The organism is Massilia niastensis DSM 21313, assembly GCF_000382345.1.
Classification (GTDB): Bacteria; Pseudomonadota; Gammaproteobacteria; order Burkholderiales; family Burkholderiaceae_D; genus Telluria; species Telluria niastensis.
This window is the reverse complement of record NZ_KB908133.1, coordinates 13288-34214: the sequence shown is the minus strand read 5'-3', so window position 1 is coordinate 34214 and position 20927 is coordinate 13288. Positions and strand designations below refer to the sequence as shown.

At 66.3% G+C, this 20927-nt stretch carries 19 protein-coding genes and 2 pseudogenes; 5 read left to right on the top strand and 16 right to left on the bottom strand.

Annotated features, from left to right (window positions below; genetic code table 11):
* A partial coding sequence (locus H162_RS33520) for a transposase (RefSeq protein WP_211223744.1) occupies positions 1-207 on the top strand: 207 nt, incomplete at its 5' end.
* A 93-nt stretch (positions 208-300) separates the two neighbouring features.
* Here the strand turns inward: H162_RS33520 and H162_RS0124445 are convergent.
* The 9 genes from H162_RS0124445 to H162_RS0124400 all read right to left on the bottom strand — a co-directional run bounded on the left by H162_RS0124445 (position 301) and on the right by H162_RS0124400 (position 10558).
* Positions 301-1344 (bottom strand): porin, encoded by a 1044-nt coding sequence (locus H162_RS0124445; protein WP_020656123.1) that lies wholly within the window; start codon positions 1342-1344, stop codon positions 301-303.
* 396 nt (positions 1345-1740) lie between these two features.
* The gene (locus H162_RS0124435; protein WP_169444560.1) at positions 1741-2739 is read right to left on the bottom strand and encodes a Bug family tripartite tricarboxylate transporter substrate binding protein; all 999 of its coding nucleotides are present in this window, start codon (positions 2737-2739) and stop codon (positions 1741-1743) included.
* 108 nt (positions 2740-2847) lie between these two features.
* On the bottom strand, positions 2848-4296 hold the full coding sequence (locus H162_RS0124430; protein WP_020656120.1) for an MmgE/PrpD family protein: 1449 nt from the start codon (positions 4294-4296) through the stop codon (positions 2848-2850).
* A 229-nt stretch (positions 4297-4525) separates the two neighbouring features.
* On the bottom strand, positions 4526-5074 hold the full coding sequence (locus H162_RS0124425; RefSeq protein WP_020656119.1) for a DUF2889 domain-containing protein: 549 nt from the start codon (positions 5072-5074) through the stop codon (positions 4526-4528).
* A 13-nt stretch (positions 5075-5087) separates the two neighbouring features.
* Entirely contained in the window at positions 5088-6296 is a 1209-nt protein-coding gene (locus tag H162_RS0124420) for a CaiB/BaiF CoA transferase family protein (protein ID WP_020656118.1), read from the bottom strand.
* A 14-nt stretch (positions 6297-6310) separates the two neighbouring features.
* A complete protein-coding gene (locus tag H162_RS0124415; RefSeq protein WP_020656117.1) occupies positions 6311-7186 on the bottom strand; it encodes an HpcH/HpaI aldolase/citrate lyase family protein in 876 nt (291 codons plus the stop codon).
* Between the two features lies 1 nt (position 7187).
* A complete protein-coding gene (locus H162_RS0124410) occupies positions 7188-8369 on the bottom strand; it encodes an acyl-CoA dehydrogenase family protein (RefSeq protein WP_229452241.1) in 1182 nt (393 codons plus the stop codon).
* Positions 8370-8475: 106 nt separating this feature from the next.
* Positions 8476-9267, bottom strand: a complete 792-nt coding sequence (locus H162_RS0124405) for an enoyl-CoA hydratase/isomerase family protein (RefSeq protein ID WP_020656115.1) — start codon at positions 9265-9267, stop codon at positions 8476-8478.
* Between the two features lie 22 nt (positions 9268-9289).
* Positions 9290-10558, bottom strand: a complete 1269-nt coding sequence (locus H162_RS0124400) for an acetyl-CoA hydrolase/transferase family protein (RefSeq protein ID WP_020656114.1) — start codon at positions 10556-10558, stop codon at positions 9290-9292.
* A 248-nt stretch (positions 10559-10806) separates the two neighbouring features.
* Here H162_RS0124400 and H162_RS0124390 point away from each other — a divergent pair, with 248 nt between their 5' ends.
* From H162_RS0124390 to H162_RS0124375, 4 genes are all read left to right on the top strand, one after another.
* On the top strand, positions 10807-11763 hold the full coding sequence (locus H162_RS0124390; protein WP_307188088.1) for a LysR family transcriptional regulator: 957 nt from the start codon (positions 10807-10809) through the stop codon (positions 11761-11763).
* 185 nt (positions 11764-11948) lie between these two features.
* A complete protein-coding gene (locus tag H162_RS31835) occupies positions 11949-12185 on the top strand; it encodes a hypothetical protein (RefSeq protein ID WP_020656111.1) in 237 nt (78 codons plus the stop codon).
* A gap of 52 nt (positions 12186-12237) precedes the next feature.
* Positions 12238-13866 carry an electron transfer flavoprotein-ubiquinone oxidoreductase gene (locus H162_RS0124380; protein ID WP_020656110.1) on the top strand — a complete coding sequence of 543 codons (1629 nt, stop codon included), beginning with the start codon at positions 12238-12240 and terminating at the stop codon, positions 13864-13866.
* Between the two features lie 280 nt (positions 13867-14146).
* The gene (locus tag H162_RS0124375) at positions 14147-15727 is read left to right on the top strand and encodes an isocitrate lyase (protein ID WP_020656109.1); all 1581 of its coding nucleotides are present in this window, start codon (positions 14147-14149) and stop codon (positions 15725-15727) included.
* A gap of 152 nt (positions 15728-15879) precedes the next feature.
* Here H162_RS0124375 and sorB read toward each other — a convergent pair whose 3' ends face one another.
* The 7 genes and pseudogenes from sorB to H162_RS32870 form a co-directional block, all read right to left on the bottom strand.
* Positions 15880-16302: a SorB family sulfite dehydrogenase c-type cytochrome subunit gene (gene sorB / locus H162_RS31830; RefSeq protein WP_020656108.1), complete on the bottom strand. Its 423-nt coding sequence runs from the start codon at positions 16300-16302 to the stop codon at positions 15880-15882.
* Positions 16303-16313: 11 nt separating this feature from the next.
* Positions 16314-16880, bottom strand: a pseudogene (locus H162_RS31825) (molybdopterin-dependent oxidoreductase); the annotation flags it as partial.
* A 145-nt stretch (positions 16881-17025) separates the two neighbouring features.
* A pseudogene (locus H162_RS35785) lies at positions 17026-17097 on the bottom strand (hypothetical protein); the annotation flags it as partial.
* Positions 17098-17121: 24 nt separating this feature from the next.
* On the bottom strand, positions 17122-17937 hold the full coding sequence (locus H162_RS0124360) for an anti-sigma factor family protein (RefSeq protein ID WP_020656106.1): 816 nt from the start codon (positions 17935-17937) through the stop codon (positions 17122-17124).
* Positions 17934-18407 (bottom strand): RNA polymerase sigma factor, encoded by a 474-nt coding sequence (locus tag H162_RS0124355; RefSeq protein WP_020656105.1) that lies wholly within the window; start codon positions 18405-18407, stop codon positions 17934-17936. The genes H162_RS0124360 and H162_RS0124355 overlap by 4 nt, the downstream gene beginning before the upstream one ends.
* Before the next feature lie 36 nt (positions 18408-18443).
* Positions 18444-19037, bottom strand: a complete 594-nt coding sequence (locus tag H162_RS0124350; protein ID WP_020656104.1) for a response regulator transcription factor — start codon at positions 19035-19037, stop codon at positions 18444-18446.
* Complete coding sequence (locus tag H162_RS32870) at positions 19034-20881, bottom strand: ATP-binding protein (RefSeq protein ID WP_020656103.1); 1848 nt, start codon at positions 20879-20881, stop codon at positions 19034-19036. The genes H162_RS0124350 and H162_RS32870 overlap by 4 nt, the downstream gene beginning before the upstream one ends.
* Positions 20882-20927: the final 46 nt, after the last annotated feature.

The window sequence follows — 20927 nt, the reverse complement described above, 5'->3', positions numbered from 1 at the left end:
AGCGGGATCGAGCCGCTAAGGAAATTCGCCACCAAGTTAAAACCCTACTGGCGAGGCATCGCAGCGCGGCTGCGCTGGCCGATGCATACCGGCCAGCTCGAGGGCATCAACAACCGTATCAAGGTGATGAAGCGGATGGCCTATGGCTACCGGGATAGCGACTTCTTTTTCCTCAAGATCAAAGCCGCGTTTCCCGGAAATCCGTGATGAACCTTTTTTTTTGTCGACCACGGATGCGTGACTTGTCGCCCCGGGGCGCTGGTTCTGCAGCAGGCCCGGGGCAAAGCAGGCGGCTCCTGGTCAGAACCTGTGGTTGATGCCGAATTCGATTCCGGATGAGGAAGCATTCGGCGCCGTGACTGCCCCGAGCACCGATACCGCGGAGCCGCCGCTGTTGTCGACACGTGCGGCAGAGGAGTACAGGAGCGTGCGCTTGGAGAGGGCATAGGTGTAGCGCAGTGCGAGCTTCCTTGCCTCGGGCTCGTTGACGGAATCCCGGCGGTACCACGAGTACGCCGCCATGAAGGCGTGCGCGCCGACGGGAATCGAGACGCCGATGTTGGCACCCTCTGCCCCGAGGGTGCCGGCGCGATCGTTGCTGTATACGGTCGAGAGCGTGGCGAAGCCGAAATTCCAGCTTGCGTAGGCATTTCTCTGCAGCACGTCTCCGGTCGCGTACTTGGTGCGTGACCATGCGATGCCGCTTGCGAATGGCCCCTTTCGATAGGTCAGCCGGACCCCACTGCCCGTGCCGTCGTCCGAATTGGGCGTGTCGTCCGCGTTCTCGCCCCGGTAGTGCGCCAGGTGTGCTGCGATGCCGCCCAGGTGATTGGGCGTGAAGTACTGGATCATGTTGGATGCGCGGCTGGCGGTGACCCCGGTGATGATGTTCGTGAAGTTGACGGTTCCGGCGACACCGGTGAGCGCCATGACATCTCCGTTCAGGAGGTTCAGGTATTGGGGCGGTTGATCCCTCCCCAGTCGAAGCTCGCCCCACGCTCCCATAAGGCCAATGGTGGAGCGGCGGTTGAAGGTCAGGCCCTGCCCGGTGCTGGCGCCCGACGACTGGTTATTCGTGTTCGTTGGGGCTCCGGTGCCATCGTCACCGTTGAAGCCGGCTTCCAGCCAGAGCTGGACGGAGTTGCCTCCGCCGAGATCCTCCACGCCGCGGAATCCGATGCGGTTGGCCCTGAACCCGCCGCGCGACATCTGTGTTTTATCCGAGATCGATCCGCTTCCGTGCGCAAGCGACATATCCACCACGCCGAATATCTGTACCGACGTTTGCGCCCAGGATGTCCCCATCATCGCCATGGCCGACAACAACAGCAAGTGCCTTTTCATTTCTGTCTCCTTGATTGGTATCGTCTAATTGCTTCAAACTCCAGAAGCCAGGACCGCGCAGGCCTGCCTTCCCGAAAATCGGCGCGACTACCGGCGCCGCTGATGCGCCGGTAGCGCAACTGCAGGTGAACGACGTACTACTGAGCCTGGGTGCGGTATCCCTGGACCCGCGTTTCCAGCGCCTGGGCCTGGTCGGAGCGGGCGCCCGCCGCCGCAGGGGTATCCAGGGCGTCGTCTTGGGGATGCTTGCGCGCGAGCGCACCCCTCATGCGGGCGATCGCCAGCACGGTGTCGGCTTGCTATTGTTTGGTTCCGCGCCCGGCCGCGTTACCGGGCCCGCCGTCCTGGTCGAGGTGACCAGGCGGCATCGGGCCGGAGCGGCCGGACGGGAAGGATTTACTCGATGCGGATGTTGTTTTCCTTGACCAGGCGGGTCCAGCGCGTGAGCTCCGACTGGATCAGGTTCCCCAGCGCCGCGGGGGCGCCTGGCTGTGGCGTGGCGGCTTCGCGCGCCAGCACTTGCTTCACATCGGGCATGGCCAGCACGGCGTTCAGCTCGGTGTTCAGCCGCTTGATGACCTCGGGCGACAATTTCGCCGGTCCGAGCAGGCCGTACCACACCTCAAGGTGGAAGTCCGGCAGTCCTGCCTCGGCCGCCGTCGGGATGTTGGGCGCCAGGGGCGAGCGCTCCGCGCTGGTGACGGCCAGCGCGCGCATGCTCCCTGCCTGGATATGCGAGGTAGCCGAGGCCAGGCTGGGCACGAGCATCTGCAGGCTGCCGCCCATCAGATCCGTAAAGGCCACCGAAATGCCCTTGTAGGGCACGTGCACGAACTGCGCCTTGGCCGCGGAGGCGAACATCTCGGTCGCCATGTGGTTGGTGCCGCCGATCCCCGCGGTTCCGTAGTTGATGCTGCGCGGCTTCGCGTGGGCAAGGTCGATGAACTCGCGCAGGGTGGTCGCCTTGACCTTGTTGGAGACGACGATCGCAAACGGACTGGTGGCGATCACACCGATCGGCGACAGGTCTTTGGCCGGGTCATAGGGAAGCTTCTTGCCGATCGCCGCGTTGGTCGTGATCGAGGTCGAGGCGAACAGCAGCGTGTAGCCGTCGGGCCTTGCCTTGGCGACGAAGTCGGTGCCGATGGTGCCGCCCGCTCCCCCCTTGTTTTCCACCACGACGGGCTGGCCCAGCCGGGCGCCGAGTTTGGACGACAGGAGGCGCGCCACGTTGTCGTTGCTCCCCCCGGGGGAGAACGGTACGATGATCTTGATCGGCTGGGTGGGCCAGGGCGCCTGTGCATACACTGCCTGGGGCGGCAGGGCGATGGCTGCGGCGGCCATCAGGGAACGGATTGCGGCGGCGACGGCGATACCGCCGATTCGCGATTTCATGGCATTCATTTCGTCTCCTTGTGTCGGGGCAGCGTGCCGCCGCCGACTGTCATGTTCACTATTCTAATTTTTTGTGCGACAACGCGTACTTGGCGGTGTGGCCCGAGGCTACGGTACGGGCTGGATCACCTGTACAAGTGCGCGCACGTCGTCGAGGTCGTCGAGCTGGTCGACCAGCTCACGCAGCCGCCGGTGCGCATCGTCCCGCAAGGGCAGCACCGCGTTGCGCATGCAGTCCTTCGCCTTGGCGTCGAAGTCCGCGCTCGACATTGGACGGCTCGGATGGCCGAGCGGGACATCGATGCGCCGGGTGTGCGTCGTGCCGTCCTCGAGCTCGACGTGCAGCTCGGCGGGCGAGATGTTGCGGCCCCACGCCCGTTCGATGTCTTCGTCGACAAAAGGCTCGACCTTGCGGGCAAGGGCCAGGATGTCCGGGCGCTGCAGCGACGCGTCGGTGAAATGCGAGAGTCTGACGCTGCCATCCAGGATGGCGGCGGCCACCGAGTAAGGAATGCTGAATTGCGCATCGACGTTGGTCTTCGGCGCCTTGCGCACCTCTGCCGGCGTGCAGACCGCCTCGTATGCCTGGCGGTTGACGCCGACCTTGATGCGCCGGATCCGGGATGGCGCCAGTTCATGCGACGCGCGCAGCGCGAGCGCGGCATCGATGGCGGTGTGATTGAAGCGGCAGCAAGGATAAGGCTTGTAGCTCAGCCGGGCAAACTCGTAGTGCTCACCCAGCCGGTCGCGCAGCACATCGCCGTCGCAGCGATCGCGCAGGTACACCCGCAGGAACCCGTCGAGCCCGTCGAATGTCGCCTGGACCCCGCGCACTTTGCGTTGGGCGAGCTGCACCGAGATGAGTGCCGCCTTGGCTGCGAATCCGGGCTGCATGCGCTTGGTGAGCGCACTGTCGCGCGTGACCTGGTGGTTGCCGGCGACCTGCGAGTAGACGATGCCCAGGGCGTTGACCATCTGCGCACGGTTCAAGCCGATCACCCGGCCCGCCGCGATGGTAGCGGCGAAGTAACCGAACAGCGAGGTGTACATGTAGCCGCTTTCGATGATGCCAATCCTGGTCGCAATGCCCAGGCGGCAGATCGTCTCGAGGCCGGCGGCGACGCCGGCAATGAAGTCCGCGCCGCTGGCCCCGCCGCGCAGTTCGGCCGCCGCCAGCGCGGCCGGCACCACCGACACACCCGCATGCAGCACGGCCGCATCGTGGGTGTCGTCGTAGTCGCGTGCGTGCGCCATCGTGCCGTTGACCCAGGCCGCGTGATGGGCGGGGACCTTGTCGCCGAAGGCGAGGATGGAGGCCTGCGGCGCACCGCCCCACTCGGCGGCCAGCTCGCGTGCTTCCGCAACCGCCGGTGCGCTGGAGCCGGCGGCGGCGCAGGCCAGCGTATCGAATACATTCATCTTGACAGCGTCGATGACCGGGCCGGGCATCTGGTCCATCGACAGCTTGCAAGCGAATCTCGCCAGGACTGCGGCGAACTCTTCGCGCGGCGCCGTGGCGCCGCCGTGCCCGGCGCTGATCGGGTTCATGGTGGTCATGGCTGACGATCTCCGTAACATGCCGCAGCCGTCGTTTTCATCAAAGTGTGAGTTGACAATCTCGTCTCCAGTCATTCAGGCTCATTGGTCGGTGCAGTGCCAACACTGCGCTGGGTAGGTCTTGTTCACTTTCAGTGTATGAAGCGGGTGGTGGCAGGTCCATGGCGTTTTTCGGGATTCCGATTGCTTGTTTTCCGTAGAATCCGGGGCCCTGGAACAGGGCCGTGATTCAGTCCTCCCCGGTGCCCAGGTAATATTCCGGCCAGCGCCGGCGCACCAGTTCGCGCTTGCTCGAGTACGCAAAACAACTGTCGATCTTGGCCGGCCTGCCGGCATCGGCCGGGCGGGCGCTGCGAACGGGCCAAAGTGTCTGGTAGGCCACGGTGGCAAGCGGTTTGAGCAGCTCCGTCAGGTGGGTGCAGCCCTTGGCCCCCGCCAGTCGTTCGCGTACGGCTGTCGACCAGCCCGGGCCGATGCGCAGTCCTGTCAGGCACTGCAAGGTGCCAGCCGCCTCCGGGCAAATGGCGTATGGCGTGGCGTCGGTCGAGGCGAAGATCTGCCGTACAAGCAGGTCTTCGTCGACGACCAGCCTCACAGCCATGTCGTGCACCGGTTCGCCGCAAGGGACGATACGGCCTCCGTCCACGAAGAAATCCTCGGACTTGGTGTCGACCAGGCGGGCTTCGACGTCGTACAGGCCGTCGTCACGGCGGAAACCGCGCAGCTCGATGGAGCGGCGATGCAGCGCCTCGCGCGGTTCTGGATCGGGTAAGGTCATTGTCGAACGTTCCTCATGAAATGACGCCATTGGCACGCATCGCGTCCAGTTCCTCCTGCGAGTGACCCAGCCAGTCTCGGAATACCTCTCCATTGCTGGCGCCGAGCGGCAGGCTTGGTGCGATGGCGCGGCGCGCGCATCCTTCGAAGGTCAATGGCGAATGCGGCACAACCACGCGACCGAGCTCGGGGTGATCGATCCATTGCAGACTGCCGCGGGCATGCATGTTTTCGTCGTGCATGACCTCCGTCAGGTTGCGCACCGGTGCGCAAGGTACTTTTGCGGCCAGCATGCGTTGCGCGACATCGTTCCTGGCCATGGTCCTGGTCCAGCCTTCGATCAGGCTGTCCACCGCTTCGAAATGCTCGACCCGTGCCGATCGCGTCATGAAGCGGGGATCGTCTTTCAGCTCGGGTCGGCCCAATACATCGAGGATTGCCCTGAAATGGTGGTCGCCAGGCGCGTTCAGCACCACGTAGCCATCCTCGGTGCGGTACACGTTGTAGGGCGAGATGCCAAGTCCGCCATGGCGGTTGCCGGTACGCGCCGGCGCCGCGTCGCCGCGGGCATGCAGCATGCCGAGGTTGGAAGCCAGCGAGGCGTAAGTCGCATCCTGCATCGAGACTTCCACGACACGCCCCTTGCCAGTGCGCTCGCGCTCGTACAGGGCAGTCATGATGGCCGCGTACAGGTGGATGCCTGCCATGAAGTCGCATAGTGCCGCGCCTGACTTGACAGGCGGCTGGTCTGCGAATCCGGTCGAATCGATGACGCCGCACATGGCCTGCATGACCAGGTCCATCGCGGGATAGTCGCGGTAAGGACCGTCCTTGCCGTAACCGGAACTCGAGCCATAGACCAGGCGAGGGTTCACCTGGTGCAGTTCCGCAGCCCCGAGGCCGAGACGGTCCATCACGCCCGGCGCGAAGTTCTCGACCAGGATGTCGGCGCGCGCCACCATCTCCTTGAGCAGCTCGCGGCCCTTGTCGGACTTGAGATTCAGGGTGACCGGCTTCTTGTTCGAATTGAGCATCGCGAAAGGCAGGGCGGCGCCGCCCATGTCGCCACGGCTGCGCAGGTGCTCGCCCTGGAACGGCTCCACCTTGATCACTTCCGCGCCGGCCATGGCCATCAGAAAGGTGGCATACGGACCGTTGTAGACATGGGAAAGGTCGATGACAGTGATGCCGGAAAGCGGGTAGTGCTTTTGTTGGTCGCTCATGATGTCTGTCCTGTTCATGAATGGTTCGGAGTTGTGGCCCTGGCAAGCACACGCTGCGCGGCGCGGTAGTGAGGGCGGTCCAGCATCTTGCCGTCGATGGCGACGGCGCCCCGTCCGGGCGATTCGTCGAACGCAGCCAGCACCCGCCGGGCCCATGCCGTGTCTTCCGCGGTGGGTGTGAACGCCGTATTGATCGGTCCAACCTGGTCCGGATGGATGGCTGCCTTGGCCGAGAATCCATCGCGCAGCGCTTCGGCGGCCTCCGCCAGCAGGCCATCGGTGTCGCGGAAGTTGGTGTAGACCGCGTCGACCGCCAGCACCTGCGCAGCGCTGGCGCCGAGCAGCGTCAGCGAGCGTGCGAGTTGGTAGGGCGCGGTATAGCGCCCCTGCGGCTCGCGGTTCGCAACGGTGCCGATATCGGCCGCGAGATCCTCGCCTCCCCACATCATTCCACACAGCCGCTGTCCCGCGGACTTGGCGTAGCTGCCCATGGAGAACAGCGCCGCGGCGCTTTCGGTCACGATCGGCAGGACGCGCAGCGAGCCGGCGGCGATGCCGTCGCGCGCCTCGAGCGCCGAGATATAGGCATCCACCAGGGCGACATCGCGGCCGCTCTCGCACTTCGGCAACATGATGCCGTCGGGCCGGGCGCGTACAACCGCCGCGAGGTCGTCCAGCAGCAGGCCGGTCGACAACGCGTTTACCCGGACGAACAGCGGCAGGCGCGCGTGGTGCTGGGCGACGAACTCGGCGCAGATGCCGCGGGCCCGGCCCTTGTCCGCCTCGGGCACCGCATCCTCCAGGTCGATGATCAGCGCATCCGCGCCGCAGCCGAGGCCCCTGGCGAGTTTGCGCTCGTCGTGGGCCGGGACGAAGAGCAGGGAGCGCATCTCAGAAGGTTCCCATGCCGAGGAATCCTTCCAGCGGGTCGAAGTCCTCTACCAGCTTTTTGCCCACCAGGTCCTTCAGCGCTTCGGTGGCGCCACCACCCAGGGTGCCGTAACGCACCCCGCGGTAGATGCGCGAGATCGGATAGTCATCGCAGAATCCATAGCCGCCGTGAACCTGCAGGGCCTCGCTGGAGACGCGGATTGCCATTTCGTTGACAAACATCTTGGCGATCGCAGCTTCATGCGGATCGGGGAATGGGTTCGCGGTCAGGCAGGCACGGTACAGCAGGGCGCGGCCAGCCTCGATGTCGCGGTACATCTCGGCGAGCTTCCACTGGATACCCTGGAATTCACTGACTGCATGACCGCGGATCCTGCGTTCGCGGACGTAGGCGATGGCTTCCTCAAATGCAGCCTCGGCCATGCCCAGCGACACGCTCGGGTTCAGGCAACGCTGGGTGTTGAAGGCGCTGAGCAATTTCTTGAAACCGCCCTGGCGCAGGATCACGTTCTCTACCGGCACTTCAACATTGTTGAACTGGATTTCTGCGAGATACTCCCCACCCATGGTGTGGTAGCGCGCCGTCACCTCAAAACCGGGGCTGTGGCGATTCACCAGCACGCAGCCGATACCTTCGCGGCCCGGGGTGCCGTCGATGCGGGTGAACACCACGAACCATTCGGCTTCGTTGGCGCGGCTGATCAGGGTCTTGACACCATTCACGACCGCCCGGTCTCCCTTGATGACGGTGTTGGTCTTGTAGTTTGGCACGTCGGTGCCGGCATGCGGTTCGGTCATGCACACCGCCAGGTGGACCTCGCCAGAGGCGACTTTCGGCAGGATGTCGCGCTTGATGTCCTCCGGCGCGAAATTGCTGATCACGCGTACCTGCACACCCAGCATGCCCATCAGCGCCATGGCGGTGGCATAGCAGTTCTTGGCGACTTCTTCGATCACGAGCGCGGTATCGAACACCGGCAGGTCGGAGCCGCCGTACTGTTCGGGAATCGACATGCCAAGCACGCCGATCTTGGCCAGTTCGTTCAGGTTCTCCCATGGATAGGTACCATCCAGGTACTTGATCGAGTTGCCGCGGAAGTCCTTGTCGCGCGCCAGTTGGCGGACCGCGTCGACCAGGGCGCGCTGTTCCGGGGTCATCATGATTCGGTTGTTAGTAGTCATCTCCACTTTCCTTTTTGGTTAAACGTCATTGATACACGGTGTTGCGAAGGCGTCCTGCAGCCTCCGGTTGCTCGGGTTCTCCGCCTTGATGCAAGGAGAAGGGATGTCATTCCGCGACCCCGGTGAATCTGGGGGCGCGTTTTTCTTCGAAGGCGGCCAGCCCTTCCGCATAGTCGCTGGAGCCGAGGATGGCAGGCAGTGCCGCGCGCTCAAGGCGCAGGCCGTCAGCCAGAGGCATCTCGATACCCTGGTACACCAGGCGCTTGATGGCCGCCAGGGCCGGCGCCGAGCGGCTGGCGAGCAGCCTGGCCAGCACGTGGGCACGCGCCTCCAGCGCCTCGGGCGCGACAAGCTCGCTCACCAGTCCGATTCTCTCGGCGTATTCGCTGGTGACCGGTTCGCCGCTCAGCATCATGGCCAGCGCGCGGCTGCGTCCCACGACGCGCGGCAGGCGCTGCGAGCCGCCGGCGCCGGGGAAGGCGCCGACCCGGCTTTCGGTCAGCCCCAGGCTGATCCCGGCCGCGGCGATCCGGACATCGCAGGCCAGCGCCATTTCAAGGCCGCCGCCCAGGGCAAGTCCATTCAGCACGGCGATGCTCACGAACGGTGCGGCGGCAATGGCGTTGATGGCGTCGTTGATGCCCGCGTTGTGCGCCAGCTTCTCGTCCAGGGTCATTCCCTTGCGTTCCTTCAGGTCGGCGCCGGCGCAAAAGGCGCGCCCACTGCCGCGCAGCAGCAGCACGCGGGCGCCGTTCGCGGCTGCCTCGGCGACGGCCTTGCGCAGCGCGGCGACCGTCGCCACGCCCAGCGCGTTCATCCGTTCCGGGCGTTCGAGGCCGATCTGGAACACCTTGTCGCCCAGGTCATCGAGAACGACATCGTCGCTGACAGCATTCATTTCAACTCCAATCAATCAGGTTTCAGGAAGCGGCGTGGCCGCACTCGTGCAGTGCACGGGAGAGCGCCTCGCGATGGGACGGATGGGCGATCGCGATCAGGCGCCGTGCCCGTTCCTGCAGCGGACAGGCGCGCAGGTGGGCCGCGCCATACTCCGTGACGATGACGTCGACTTCGCTGCGCGCGGTCGTCACCGGCCGCATGCCGAGCGAAGCGACGATGCGCGAATGCCTGCCGTCCGGTGTCGTGGAGGGGAACGCGATGATCGAGCGCCCGCCGCTTGACGCCACGCCGGCACGGACGAAATCGACCTGGCCGCCGACGGCGCCGAGATAGCGGCCACCGGCCACTTCGGCATTGGCCTGCCCGGACAGGTCGATCTCGATGGCGGAATTAATCGTGTGGAATTGCGACAGGCGAGCCGTCACGGCAAGGTTGTGCGTGTACTCCACGCTGCGCATGTCGACCAGGCCGCTGGAGACGGCGAAATCGCGCAGGCGCCGGGTGCCGAACAGGCCACCGGTGACGGCGCGCCCGGCATCGCGTCCCTTGTGGGCGTTGGTGACCACGCCGCCTTCCACCAGGTCGACGAACACATCGGAGATGACGCCGCTGTGCACGCCGAGCTCGCGATGGCCGGAGAGCGCCTGGGCCACCGCCACCGGAAGCGTGCCGACGCCGAGCTGCACCGTCGCCCGGTCGGGGATGAGCTCGGCCACCTGGCGCGCGACCTCGCGCTCCACCACCGAGGGTTCCGGATCGGGCATGTCGATGACACGCTCGTCGCTCTCCACCAGGACATCGATGTCCGCGGCCTGCACGCAGGCGTCGCCCGCCATCGCAGGCAGTGCGGGATTGACCAGCGCGATGACCACGCGCGCCTGCTGGACCAGCGCCTGGGTGAAGTCGGCGATGACGCCGAGGGTGAAACGCCCGTCCGCGAGCGGCTTCACCTGGATCAGCGCGACGTCCACCCGCAGCTGCCCGCCGCGCAGCAGCGCAGGGATGGTGCTGACATGGCAGGGAACGATGTCGGCCAATGCGGTGACGCGGCGGCTGGTGCCGGCGCCGTTCAAGGCGCGAAACCGGAAGTGCTCGGCCAGTTCGGGACGCAGCGTGTCGGATTGGGTCAGACCGAACAGCAGGCAGGGGGAATCCAGCTCGGCGCGCTGGGCGACCAGTGCTTCGGTCAGCGCGAGCGGCTCGCCAGGTCCCTGCGGCCAGGCGACGACGTCGCCGGGGCGCACGAATTCCGCGAGGCGCAGCCGGGAAAGGGGGATGGGCGTTGGCATCGACGTGCTCATTCGATGATATACAATGGTGTCGATGCGGCAGCGCCCCTGGCGGGCGCCGCTCCACAAGGCAGCGTGCTTGAAATGTTCACAATGTCTCCTCGCGTTGTTTGAATGAGTGAGCGGCTGTCGCCAGCATCGAGGCCGGGCCGGCGGTCCGGTTCAATGCCGACGTATTCAGTCTATGAGGCGGCTGCCGACCGGGTCCATGGCTATTTTCAGCATGCGGCGTGCTTGTTTTGTGAAGGATCGGCAGCGTCGCGGAACCAGAGAACCAGGAGGGCGCCATACAGATCGATCTCGTCCAGCTCCGGACGTTCGCGGCAGTCGCGGAGGAGCAGCATCTCACCAGGGCCGCCGAGCGGCTGCACATCAGCCTGTCCGCCGCCAGCGCGCATGTGCGCGCGGTCGAAGAGCGCCTCGACACCAAGCTGTTCGTGCGCGCCAACCGCAGCCTCGAACTCACCCGCGCCGGCCAGCTCCTGCTGGCCAAGGCCAAGATCCTGCTGAACGAAGCCGCGCTCTTCACCTCGTTCGCGCGCGAGATCCGCGGCAAGATCGAAGGGCACCTGGTGGTGGGCCTGAGCAGCGATCCGACCTCGAGCCGCATCGGGGAAGTGATCCGCGCATTGCGCAACGAACATCCGCTGATCACCGCCGAGCTGCGGGCGCGCCCCTCGTCGGGCACGCGCCAGGGCTTGAAGACCGGCGAAGTCGATATCGGCCTGGTGCTCGGTCAGCCGATCGACGCCGGCTTCGCCTACTATGAACTGACGCAGATCGGGTTCCGCATCGCCGGGCCTGCCGAGTGGAAGGAGCAGATCGAAAGCGCGAGCTGGGCCGAACTGGCAAGGCTGCCATGGCTCACCCCGAACGATCACAGCATGGCGTATTCGGTCATGTTGCGTCAGCTGTTCGATGAGCGCGGCCTCGAGCTCAATAGCGTCGCCCGCTTCGACAATGCGGCCGTCGGCCGCGTGCTGCTCGAGGCTGGCGTCGGCATGATGCTGATGCGCGAGGAGCACGTCAACCAGGGGCTCCAGCAAGGCATCATGGCGGTCTCTCCGCTCATGCACACCCGGGTTCCCATCTTCATGGCCCACGTCGCAGGTCGCCGCAACGACCCCTTGATCCGCGCCTTCCTCGACGCGGCGGGCGAAGTGTGGCCCGGCCTGAGCCCCACGCTCGCCTTGCCGGAGCTTTGACCGCCGGCTTCCCGCCCATGCGCGGGGAGCGCGGTTCCCATGCCAGCCGGAGGCAGGCGCCGCGCGCCGCCGGGCGGCTATCGTTCACGAAACTGGTACCCCGCATTCCGAAAACAGCGATGGCCCGACGGCCGGCTGCGTCATAGACTTCCTCCTGTCTGATCCGGTATCCGAGGAGAGAGCCGATGTCGTACTACGCCCCCATGAAAATGGTCACCGAACTGGGCAACGAAAAGCGTTGCCGGGTATGCGGTGAGTTCTGGCCCGCCGACCATGAATTCTTCGAACCGATGCGCTCGAGCCGCGACGGCCTGACGCCGCGCTGCATCGCCTGCATCAAGGCGAGGCTATGGCACCTGCCGATGCAAAGCGCAGTCCGTGCCGGGCGCAAGGTCGCGTTTGGACGGCCGGCAGCGTTGTGAACACCAACCATGGAATGAGATGAATAGCGAAATGCAAGTCATACGCGAAGCAATGGAGTACGACGTGGTCATCGTCGGTGGCGGTCCGGCCGGCCTGGCGGCGGCGATCCGCATCAAGCAGCTGGCGTTGGAAAAGGGGCGGGAGATCTCCGTGCTGGTGCTGGAAAAGGGCGCCGAACTGGGGGCGCACATCGTGTCCGGCGCGGTGATGGACCCGCGCGCGCTGACCGAGCTGCTGCCGGACTGGAAGGAGCGGGGCGCGCCGCTGAACACGCCCGTCACGGAAGACCGGGTGCTGTTCCTGAGCGCGACCAGGGCGTACAGGACCCCGAACTTCATGCTGCCGAAGTGCTTCGGGAACCATGGCAACTACGTGATCTCGCTGGGTAACGTCGTGCGCTGGCTGGGCCAGCAGGCGGAAAGCCTGGGCGTGGAGATCTTCCCGGGCTTTGCCGCCGCCGAGATCCTGTACAACGAGGATGGCTCGGTCAAGGGCGTGGCCACCGGCGACATGGGCGTCGGGCGCGATGGCGAGCCGGGCCCGGACTTCCAGCCCGGCATGGAACTGCACGGCAAATACATGCTGTTCGCGGAAGGCGCGCGCGGCCACCTGGGCAAGCAGCTGATCGCGAGGTACGACCTGGACAAGGGCAAGGACCCGCAGGCCTACGGCATCGGCATCAAGGAACTGTGGGAGGTCGATCCGGCGCAGCACCAGGCCGGCCTCGTCATCCACACGACCGGCTGGCCGCTGGACCGCTCCACCTATGGCGGCTCCTTCCTCTACCACCTGGAGAACAACCAGGTCGTGGTCGGCTACGTCGTGGGCCTGAACTACGAGAACCCCTACCTGTCGCCCTACGACGAATTCCAGCGCTACAAGACCCACCCGGCGATCCGCGGCTTCTTCGAGGGCGGCAAGCGCATCTCGTACGGCGCGCGCGCCATCACGGCCGGCGGCCTGCAGTCGCTGCCGAAGCTGGTGTTCCCGGGCGGCGCCCTGATCGGCTGCGACGCCGGCTTCCTGAACATGAGCCGCATCAAGGGCAGCCATGCGGCGATCAAGTCCGGCATGCTGGCGGCCGATGCGCTGGTGGAGGCGCTGATGGAGAAGCGCCGGCATGACGAGCTGGGGGCCTATCCCCGCGCCTTCGGGCAGTCGTGGCTGCACGAAGAGCTGCATGTGGCCCGCAACGTCAAGCAGTACCTGAACAAGGGCCTGGTCGTCGGCAGCATCATGACGGGCATCGACCAGATCGTCCTGCGCGGCAAGGCGCCGTGGACCTTGCGCCGCAGCCGGGCCGATCACGCATGCCTGAAGCCGGCGTCGCAATGCAAGCCGATCGCCTATCCGAAGCCGGACGGCAGGCTGACCTTCGACAAGCTGTCGTCGGTGTTCCTCTCGAACACGAACCATGCGGAAGACCAGCCTGTGCACCTGACGCTGCGGAACCCGGCGTTGCCGATCGACGTCAACCTGTCGCAGTTCGCGGGACCGGAACAGCGCTACTGTCCGGCCGGGGTCTACGAATTCGTGAAGAACGACGGCGGCCAGGATCGCCTGCAGATCAATGCCCAGAACTGCCTGCACTGCAAGACCTGCGACATCAAGGATCCGGGCCAGAACATCGTGTGGGTGACGCCGGAAGGCGGGGGCGGGCCGAATTATCCCAACATGTAAACGGGATTTCGCCAGGCTGCATTTCACTTCACATCGTGAAATGCGACGCAGTCAGGCGCTACCAACATATCTCAGTGAGCAGAATGTCTTTCCACATCGCGAGATGAAGAAGCCAAGTTACTGAATTTTAAAGATAAAATTATGATCTATGTCTTATATAAGACAGAAGACATGCCGGCGTGTCCTGCCGTATGATGGACTCATGCGATCGCAATTCGCTTCATACGGCGCGCGGCGGCGAACGCAACCGGTTTCGATTCACTTTTCATGGAGTGTCATCATGTCCCAATACCAGAACGATATCCAGTCCATCACCAGCCTGAAACAACAGCAGGGCAGCGGGTGGGATGCCATCAATGCCGAATCCGCAGCCCGCATGCGCGCGCAGAACCGTTTCCAGACCGGACTCGATATCGCCCGCTACACGGCGGGCATCATGCGCCGCGACATGGCGAACTACGACGCCGATCCGTCCAAGTACACCCAGTCGCTGGGCTGCTGGCACGGCTTCATCGGCCAGCAGAAGATGATCTCCATCAAGAAGCACTTCAACAATACCGATCGCCGCTACCTGTACCTGTCGGGCTGGATGATTGCCGCGCTGCGCTCGGAATTCGGCCCGCTGCCGGACCAGTCGATGCATGAGAAGACCGCGGTGGCAGCCCTGATCAAGGAGCTGTACACCTTCCTGCGCCAGGCCGATGCGCGCGAGCTGGGCGGCCTGTTCCGCCAGCTCGATGCCGCGGAAGGCGAGGCGCGCGCGGCGATCCAGGACAAGATCGACAACTTCGTCACCCACGTGGTGCCGATCATCGCCGACATCGACGCCGGCTTCGGCAACGCCGAGGCAACCTACCTGATGGCCAAGCAGATGATCGAAGCGGGCGCCTGCTGCATCCAGATCGAGAACCAGGTGTCGGACGAGAAGCAGTGCGGCCACCAGGACGGCAAGGTCACCGTGCCGCACGAGGACTTCCTGGCCAAGATCCGGGCCGTGCGCTACGCCTTCCTCGAACTGGGCGTGGACGATGGGCTCATCGTGGCGCGCACCGACTCGCTGGGCGCCGGCCTGACCAAGCAGATCGCCTACACCCGCGAACCCGGCGACCTGGGCGACCAGTACAACAGCTTCCTCGACGCGGAAGAGGTGTCGACCGATGCACTGGCGAACGGCGACGTGATCATCAAGCGCGACGGCAAGCTGCTGCGTCCGAAGCGCCTGGCCAGCAACCTGTTCCAGTTCCGCGAAGGGACCGGCGAGGCGCGTTGCGTCCTCGACTGCATCACTTCGCTGCAGAATGGCGCCGACCTGCTGTGGATCGAAACCGAGAAGCCGCACATCGCGCAGATCGGCGGCATGGTGAAGGAAATCCGCAAGGTCATTCCGAACGCCAAGCTGGTGTACAACAACAGCCCGTCGTTCAACTGGACCCTGAACTTCCGCCAGCAGGTGTACGACAGCATGAAGGAAAGCGGCCAGGACGTCTCGGCCTACGAACGCAGCCAGCTGATGAACGCGGAATACGACGAGTCGGCACTGGCGCGCGAGGCCGACGAGCGGATCCGCACCTTCCAGGCGGACGCCGCGCGCGAAGCGGGCATCTTCCATCACCTGATCACGCTGCCGACCTACCATACCGCCGCGCTGTCGACGGACAACCTGGCCAGGGAATACTTCGGCGAGCAGGGCATGCTGGGCTACGTGGCCGGGGTGCAGCGCAAGGAAATCCGCCAGGGCATCGCCTGCGTCAAGCACCAGAACATGTCGGGATCGGACCTGGGCGACGACCACAAGGAATACTTCAGCGGCGAGGCGGCGCTGAAGGCTTCCGGGAAACACAACACCATGAATCAGTTCTAAACGCGGTGCCGTCAAGCCGGAGAGCAGCGCCGGCTTGACGGGGCAGGGAGGGGAATCCGGCATTCGTGTGGAAAATGCAGGCGGGCAGGCCGACGTGGTCGAATCCCGGCGTTTCAGCGAACGACACCCGGCCGCGCTGCGCCAGCGCATGGTCATCGCGCATGACCGGCACGATGTGGTCGCGCCGGGAGAGGCGGCTGTACAGTGGCGGACTCCTTGGCGGCCGGTGGATGCGCCGCAGCCACCGGCGTGGCGCCCGCGCGTTCGGCGCCGTACACCCTGGTGAGGTAGTCGACCATGGCCGGGATATCGTCGTCCGGAAACTGGGCGCCGAAGGGCTTTTTCATCTTCTTCACGGCCGCCTCCCAATAGCTGCGCAGCGAGGTCGGCGGCTGGGTCTGGACGTAATGCACCGAGTGGCAGCTCATGCAGTGTTGCTGCACCAGCGCATAGCCCGGCAAGGGACTCGGCTTGAAGGTGGCCGTCTCGGGCGGCAGGTCGATGTCGACGCCGAGGGCCGGCACGGCGATGCTGGCGCCGGCGAGCAGCAACAGGTAGCTCAGGCGGAATGTCATGGCCAGCCTCCTCATGCCACCACCATGCGCACGGATTCGACCACGTTGCGCATGTAGCCCGGGGGATTCCACAGGGCGCTGGCAGGCTGGCCCTGGCCGATACGGTTGGTGGCGCGCACCATGAGCGCGTGCTCGCCCTTGCGCGACGGCGTGAAGCTTGCGCTCCACGCGCGGAACGAATAGCGAACCAGGTCCTTGCCGAGCCGGGCGGCCCGCCAGGTCCTGCCGCCGTCGGCGGAAAACGCGACCTCGTTGATACCATGGCCGCCGTCGAAGGCGATGCCGCGCACCACGGTCTTGCGCCCGTGCGGGACGTGGGCGCCGTCGGCGAGGCTGGTGATGAAGGAGCGCACGTTGAAGCGGCCGATCGGCACGGTCCTCGCCGGGGGCTTGCCTGGCTCGCTACAGGCGCAGGCATTGGCCGGAATACGGTAGGCGCTGCTCATCCAGAAGCCGTCGAACGCCTTGTCGGTGACGACGATCTCCGACAGGTGCTTGACCCAGTAGGTGCCGTAATGACCCGGCACCACGAGGCGCAAGGGGTAGCCGTTGAGGACCGGCAGGTCGGCGCCGTTCATCTTGGGGCGGGCGCGCCGTCAGCAGGATCAGGTGACGCTTTTGCGGATAGGCGACCAGGTCGCGCTCTCCGTTGGCGAAAGGAAGCGCCACGTGGCCGGATTCGGCGGCGAACGCGCCCAGGACCGGGTTGCCGAGGAAGCCCGCGGCGCCGAGCGCGCCTGCATGGCGCAGGAAGCGGCGGCGCGCCGGGTGCGGCGGCGGGAAGATATTCGTCATGCTGGCCTCCTTTGTCATGTTGGACTACCTTTCCTTGACTTGCACCCTAGCGTCCAGCTGTTCATGGACCGCGCCGGCCACGCGGGCCAGCTCGTTCCTGTCGGCGCCGGCCGACAGCGCGTAGCCGAACTGGCCGTCGATCCAGTAGAACACGTTGACCGGGCCCTCCCTGGCGAAGCGAAAGCCGGTGTCCTTGTTATGTGCCTGTTCGCTGGACACGTACAAGGTCAGGCGCTGGCCGGCGCCATCGTGGTACATGAACTGGGCCACCGGACCGCTGGCGCCGGGCAGCAGGCGTCCTCCGATCAGTTCATAGCCGACCTTGCCCAGGTGCGGCGGACGGATCCTGCTGCCGAGGCGGTTCGACAGCCATGCCACGAGCTGGTCTTCCTGGTCGGCGCCGATCTCGACCGGACGGCGCACGTCCGGGCTGTAGACCACGTGGGCGACCGCGGCCCGGCGCGCCAGTCCGGCAACTGCCGGCGCCGGATAGGCGGATTGGCCTCCACCGGACGCCAACCCCATGTCGTCGCCGGATGCGCCGCGCAGGCCCCAGCCGGCGGCGCCGCTGACGATGGCGATCGCCATCCCTGCGGCGAGACCGAGCCATCGCCGCCGCGGCGGGCGCGTGGCCAGGCGCGGCGGGACCGGTTCGTCGAGCACCGGATCGAACATGGCGCGCAGCGCGGCGTTCTGGGTGATGTGGGCCTGCACGCGCGCCGCATCTTCCGGATGCGCGGCGAGGTAGGCGTCGACCTCGGCAGCCCGGGCCGGCGGCAGTCGGCCGTCGACATAGGCATGCAGGTCGGCTTCGGTCACGGGCAAGGGCAAGGGCATCATTTCACGACTTTCAGGGAAACGGCAGGGGAGCGGCCTTCCATCAAGGCGCGCAGCTTCTCGCGGGCGCGCGACAGGCGCGACATCACGGTCCCGACCGGAATGCGCAGCGCCTGCGCCAGATCCTCGTAACTCATTTCCTCGAGAACGACCAGCAGCAGGATCTCGCGCTGCTCCTCGGGCAGCTGGCGCAGAGCGGCGTCCATGTCGCGCAGTTCGAGGCTGATGGTGGCGCGTTCCGGAGCGGCCGGCAGGGGCGTCTCGTCGTCGAGCGGCTCGGTCGGCACGGCGCGGCGACGGCCCTGGTCGACGCGCAGGTTGTGCATGATCGAGAACAGCCAGCCGCGCATGTCGCTGCCGTGCCGCCACGATCCCAGCCGCGCCCAGCCGCGTTCGACGGTGTCCTGCACCAGGTCGTCGGCGGCCGCGCGGTCGCCGACCAGGGCGCGCGCATAGCGGCGTAGACGCGGCACGCAGGCCAGCAGCTGGTCGCCGGGAGCCAGCGGTGCTCAGGCTTGATCGAGCAGGCGCGCCAGCTCCACGGCCGAGCGTATCCCCAGCTTTTCCATGATCCGGCTGCGGTGCGCCTTGACGGTGCGCTCGGTGGTGCCAAGCGCCGCCGCGACCTGTTTGTTCAGGCAGCCCTTGGCGAGCAGCAGCGCCACCTCCCGCTCCCGACAGCTCAGCCGAGCCAGCTGCTGCTCGCGCGCCTGGCGCGCCGTCGCCTCGGCTTCGGATTGGGCCGCCCGCGCCAGCGCGCGTGCGATCGCCTCGCCCAGGGCCACGCGGCCCACCGGCTTGGTCAGGAAATCCTCCGCGCCGGCCTTGATCGCCCGCACGCTCATCGGGATGTCGCCCTGTCCGGTGATGAAGATCACCGGCAGCCGGTTGCCATGCGCCGCCAGGCGCGCCTGCAGGTCCAGCCCGGACAGGCCAGGCATGTGCACATCGAGCAGCAGGCATCCGGGCGCGGGGGCGGGGACCGCGAGGAAGGCCTGGGCGCTATCGTATTCCTGGACCGTATGCCCGAGCGCACGCAGCAGGCGCGCCAGCGCGCTGCGAAAACCCAGGTCGTCGTCGACCAGGTGTAGCACCGGCGTCATGCGGCGGCCGCCTCGGCACTTGGCAGGCTGAAGCGAAATAGCGCGCCGCCTCCGGCCGGCTGTTCCACCTGCAGCGTGCCGCCGTGGCGCTCCAGGATGCTGCGGCTGATCGACAGGCCGACCCCCAGGCCGTCCGGCTTGGTGCTGAAGAACGGCTCGAACAGGCGTTCGGGCGCAATTCCCGCGAGGCCAGGCCCGCTGTCGGCGACGCACACGTCGGCCCCGCCGGCGGCGTTGCGGGAACTACGGATGCTGACCCTGCGCTGTCCCGGCGCCATCTGCTGCAATGCGTCGAACGCGTTCAGTACCAGGTTCAGCGTGACCTGCTGGATCTGGACGCCGTCGGCCACGACCTCGGGTACCGCGTCGCTCAAGTGCAGTTGCAGCTCGGCGTCGCGCATCTGCACTTCCACCCGCAGGATGCGCGCCACCTCGTGCAGCAGCGGGTTGAGCGCCAGCCGCTGGGACTGGCCGGCGTTGTTGGCGATCCAGGCGCGCAGCCGGACCAGCACCGCCGCGGCGCGCTGGTTGTCCGCGCGGATGGCGGCGATCAGCTCGCGCAATTCGTTGTGTGAAGGGTGGGGCGCCTCCAGCAGCAGCTCGGCGGTCTCGGCGTTGCTGAGGATGGCGCCGAGCGGCTGGTTGATTTCGTGCGCCAGGGCGGCCGACAGTGCGCCGACGGCGCCGATCCGGTCCAGCCGTGCCAGTTCGCCAAGGTGCTGGCGGGTCTGCCGCTCGGCGCTTTTGCGGCGCCGCCGCTCGAGCAGCAGGGTGCCGATCAGGATGCTCTGGATCGCCAGCACCAGCGCGGTGGCCAGCACCATGCCCCGGTACGCCTCCCACAGCCCGGGCGGCTGGAACAGCAACTCGCTGCCGGCCGGCAGGGCAGTGCTGTCGACCCCGGCGCGCTGCAGTGCGCGCCAGTCGAACTGCAGGCGTGGGGCGCTGTGCGGTTCGAATCCGATCCGCTCGGGTGGAACCCCGGCCAGCAGCCGGTTCAACTGCGAGGCGACGTCGCGTGCATAGCTCGCCGGCGACACGACCCAGCCGCCGATGGCGCCGGCTCCGACCAGGGTGCCACCGTCGACGAAGATGGGCACCTGCGCCACCGGCGCCAGGGCGCGCACCAGGTCGTAGGGGGTCATCACGGCCGAGTTGTGGGCCGTCGTGGGCGCGGCGAAGTAGAGTGCCGTGCCGGGCGGTAGTTGCTGCACGCGCCGCAAAAGAACCTCCGGCTCCAGGCCGCTCAGGTCGATCAGCTCGGCACTCCGCAGCCATGGCTGCAATGCCGCGCGCCAGTCCGGCCGTATCGGGTCCTGGTCAAGGCCGGCGCTGATGACCCCGATATGTCGCGTTGTTGGCAACAAGGCGAACATCAGCGCCAGGTTGCGCGCAACAACGTCGTGTTTCAGCAAGCCGGTCATGCGTGGAACCCGTGCCAGCCTGGCAGCGTATGCCGGATCGAGCGCTGGCGCGACCACTGTCGCCAGCGGCCACAAGCGGTCGCGCAGGGCGAGCGCGAGCGGCAGCTGATCGGGGACCAGCGGGACGATCGCGTCATACGCAAGCCCGGCGTACTTGTCGGTGAGCCCGCGTGGCAGCGGCGCGCCCGCGCCACCCGGCAACTGCTGCTGCAGCACCTCGAGATGGAGTTCGGCGTCGGCGTGCTCGCGCAGCAGTTCGCCACGTAGCGCCTCTCCAAGCTGCAGCGACCAGGGCGCCGTGGCGCCGCCAGGCATCAGCAGCAGCACCTTGGGCGGCGCCGCGCAACTGCCCAGGCGCGCGCTGCAGCACAGGGCGATCAGCAGCAGGCGGCATGCGAGTTGGCGGGACAGGAAAGTCATGGCGTGGTGGCGGCGTACCGGGGGCGACTCAGCTAAGGGTACGACA

Bases quoted from the DNA above. Each gene is read 5' to 3' on its own strand.
- H162_RS0124445 (WP_020656123.1), bottom strand. From the start codon at position 1,344: ATGAAAAGGCACTTGCTGTTGTTGTCGGCCATGGCGATGATGGGGACA.
- H162_RS0124435 (WP_169444560.1), bottom strand. From the start codon at position 2,739: ATGAAATCGCGAATCGGCGGTATCGCCGTCGCCGCCGCAATCCGTTCC.
- H162_RS0124430 (WP_020656120.1), bottom strand. From the start codon at position 4,296: ATGACCACCATGAACCCGATCAGCGCCGGGCACGGCGGCGCCACGGCG.
- H162_RS0124425 (WP_020656119.1), bottom strand. From the start codon at position 5,074: ATGACCTTACCCGATCCAGAACCGCGCGAGGCGCTGCATCGCCGCTCC.
- H162_RS0124420 (WP_020656118.1), bottom strand. From the start codon at position 6,296: ATGAGCGACCAACAAAAGCACTACCCGCTTTCCGGCATCACTGTCATC.
- H162_RS0124415 (WP_020656117.1), bottom strand. From the start codon at position 7,186: ATGCGCTCCCTGCTCTTCGTCCCGGCCCACGACGAGCGCAAACTCGCC.
- H162_RS0124410 (WP_229452241.1), bottom strand. From the start codon at position 8,369: ATGACTACTAACAACCGAATCATGATGACCCCGGAACAGCGCGCCCTG.
- H162_RS0124405 (WP_020656115.1), bottom strand. From the start codon at position 9,267: ATGAATGCTGTCAGCGACGATGTCGTTCTCGATGACCTGGGCGACAAG.
- H162_RS0124400 (WP_020656114.1), bottom strand. From the start codon at position 10,558: ATGCCAACGCCCATCCCCCTTTCCCGGCTGCGCCTCGCGGAATTCGTG.
- H162_RS31835 (WP_020656111.1), top strand. From the start codon at position 11,949: ATGTCGTACTACGCCCCCATGAAAATGGTCACCGAACTGGGCAACGAA.
- H162_RS0124380 (WP_020656110.1), top strand. From the start codon at position 12,238: ATGGAGTACGACGTGGTCATCGTCGGTGGCGGTCCGGCCGGCCTGGCG.
- H162_RS0124375 (WP_020656109.1), top strand. From the start codon at position 14,147: ATGTCCCAATACCAGAACGATATCCAGTCCATCACCAGCCTGAAACAA.
- sorB (WP_020656108.1), bottom strand. From the start codon at position 16,302: ATGACATTCCGCCTGAGCTACCTGTTGCTGCTCGCCGGCGCCAGCATC.
- H162_RS0124360 (WP_020656106.1), bottom strand. From the start codon at position 17,937: ATGATGCCCTTGCCCTTGCCCGTGACCGAAGCCGACCTGCATGCCTAT.
- H162_RS0124350 (WP_020656104.1), bottom strand. From the start codon at position 19,037: ATGACGCCGGTGCTACACCTGGTCGACGACGACCTGGGTTTTCGCAGC.
- H162_RS32870 (WP_020656103.1), bottom strand. From the start codon at position 20,881: ATGACTTTCCTGTCCCGCCAACTCGCATGCCGCCTGCTGCTGATCGCC.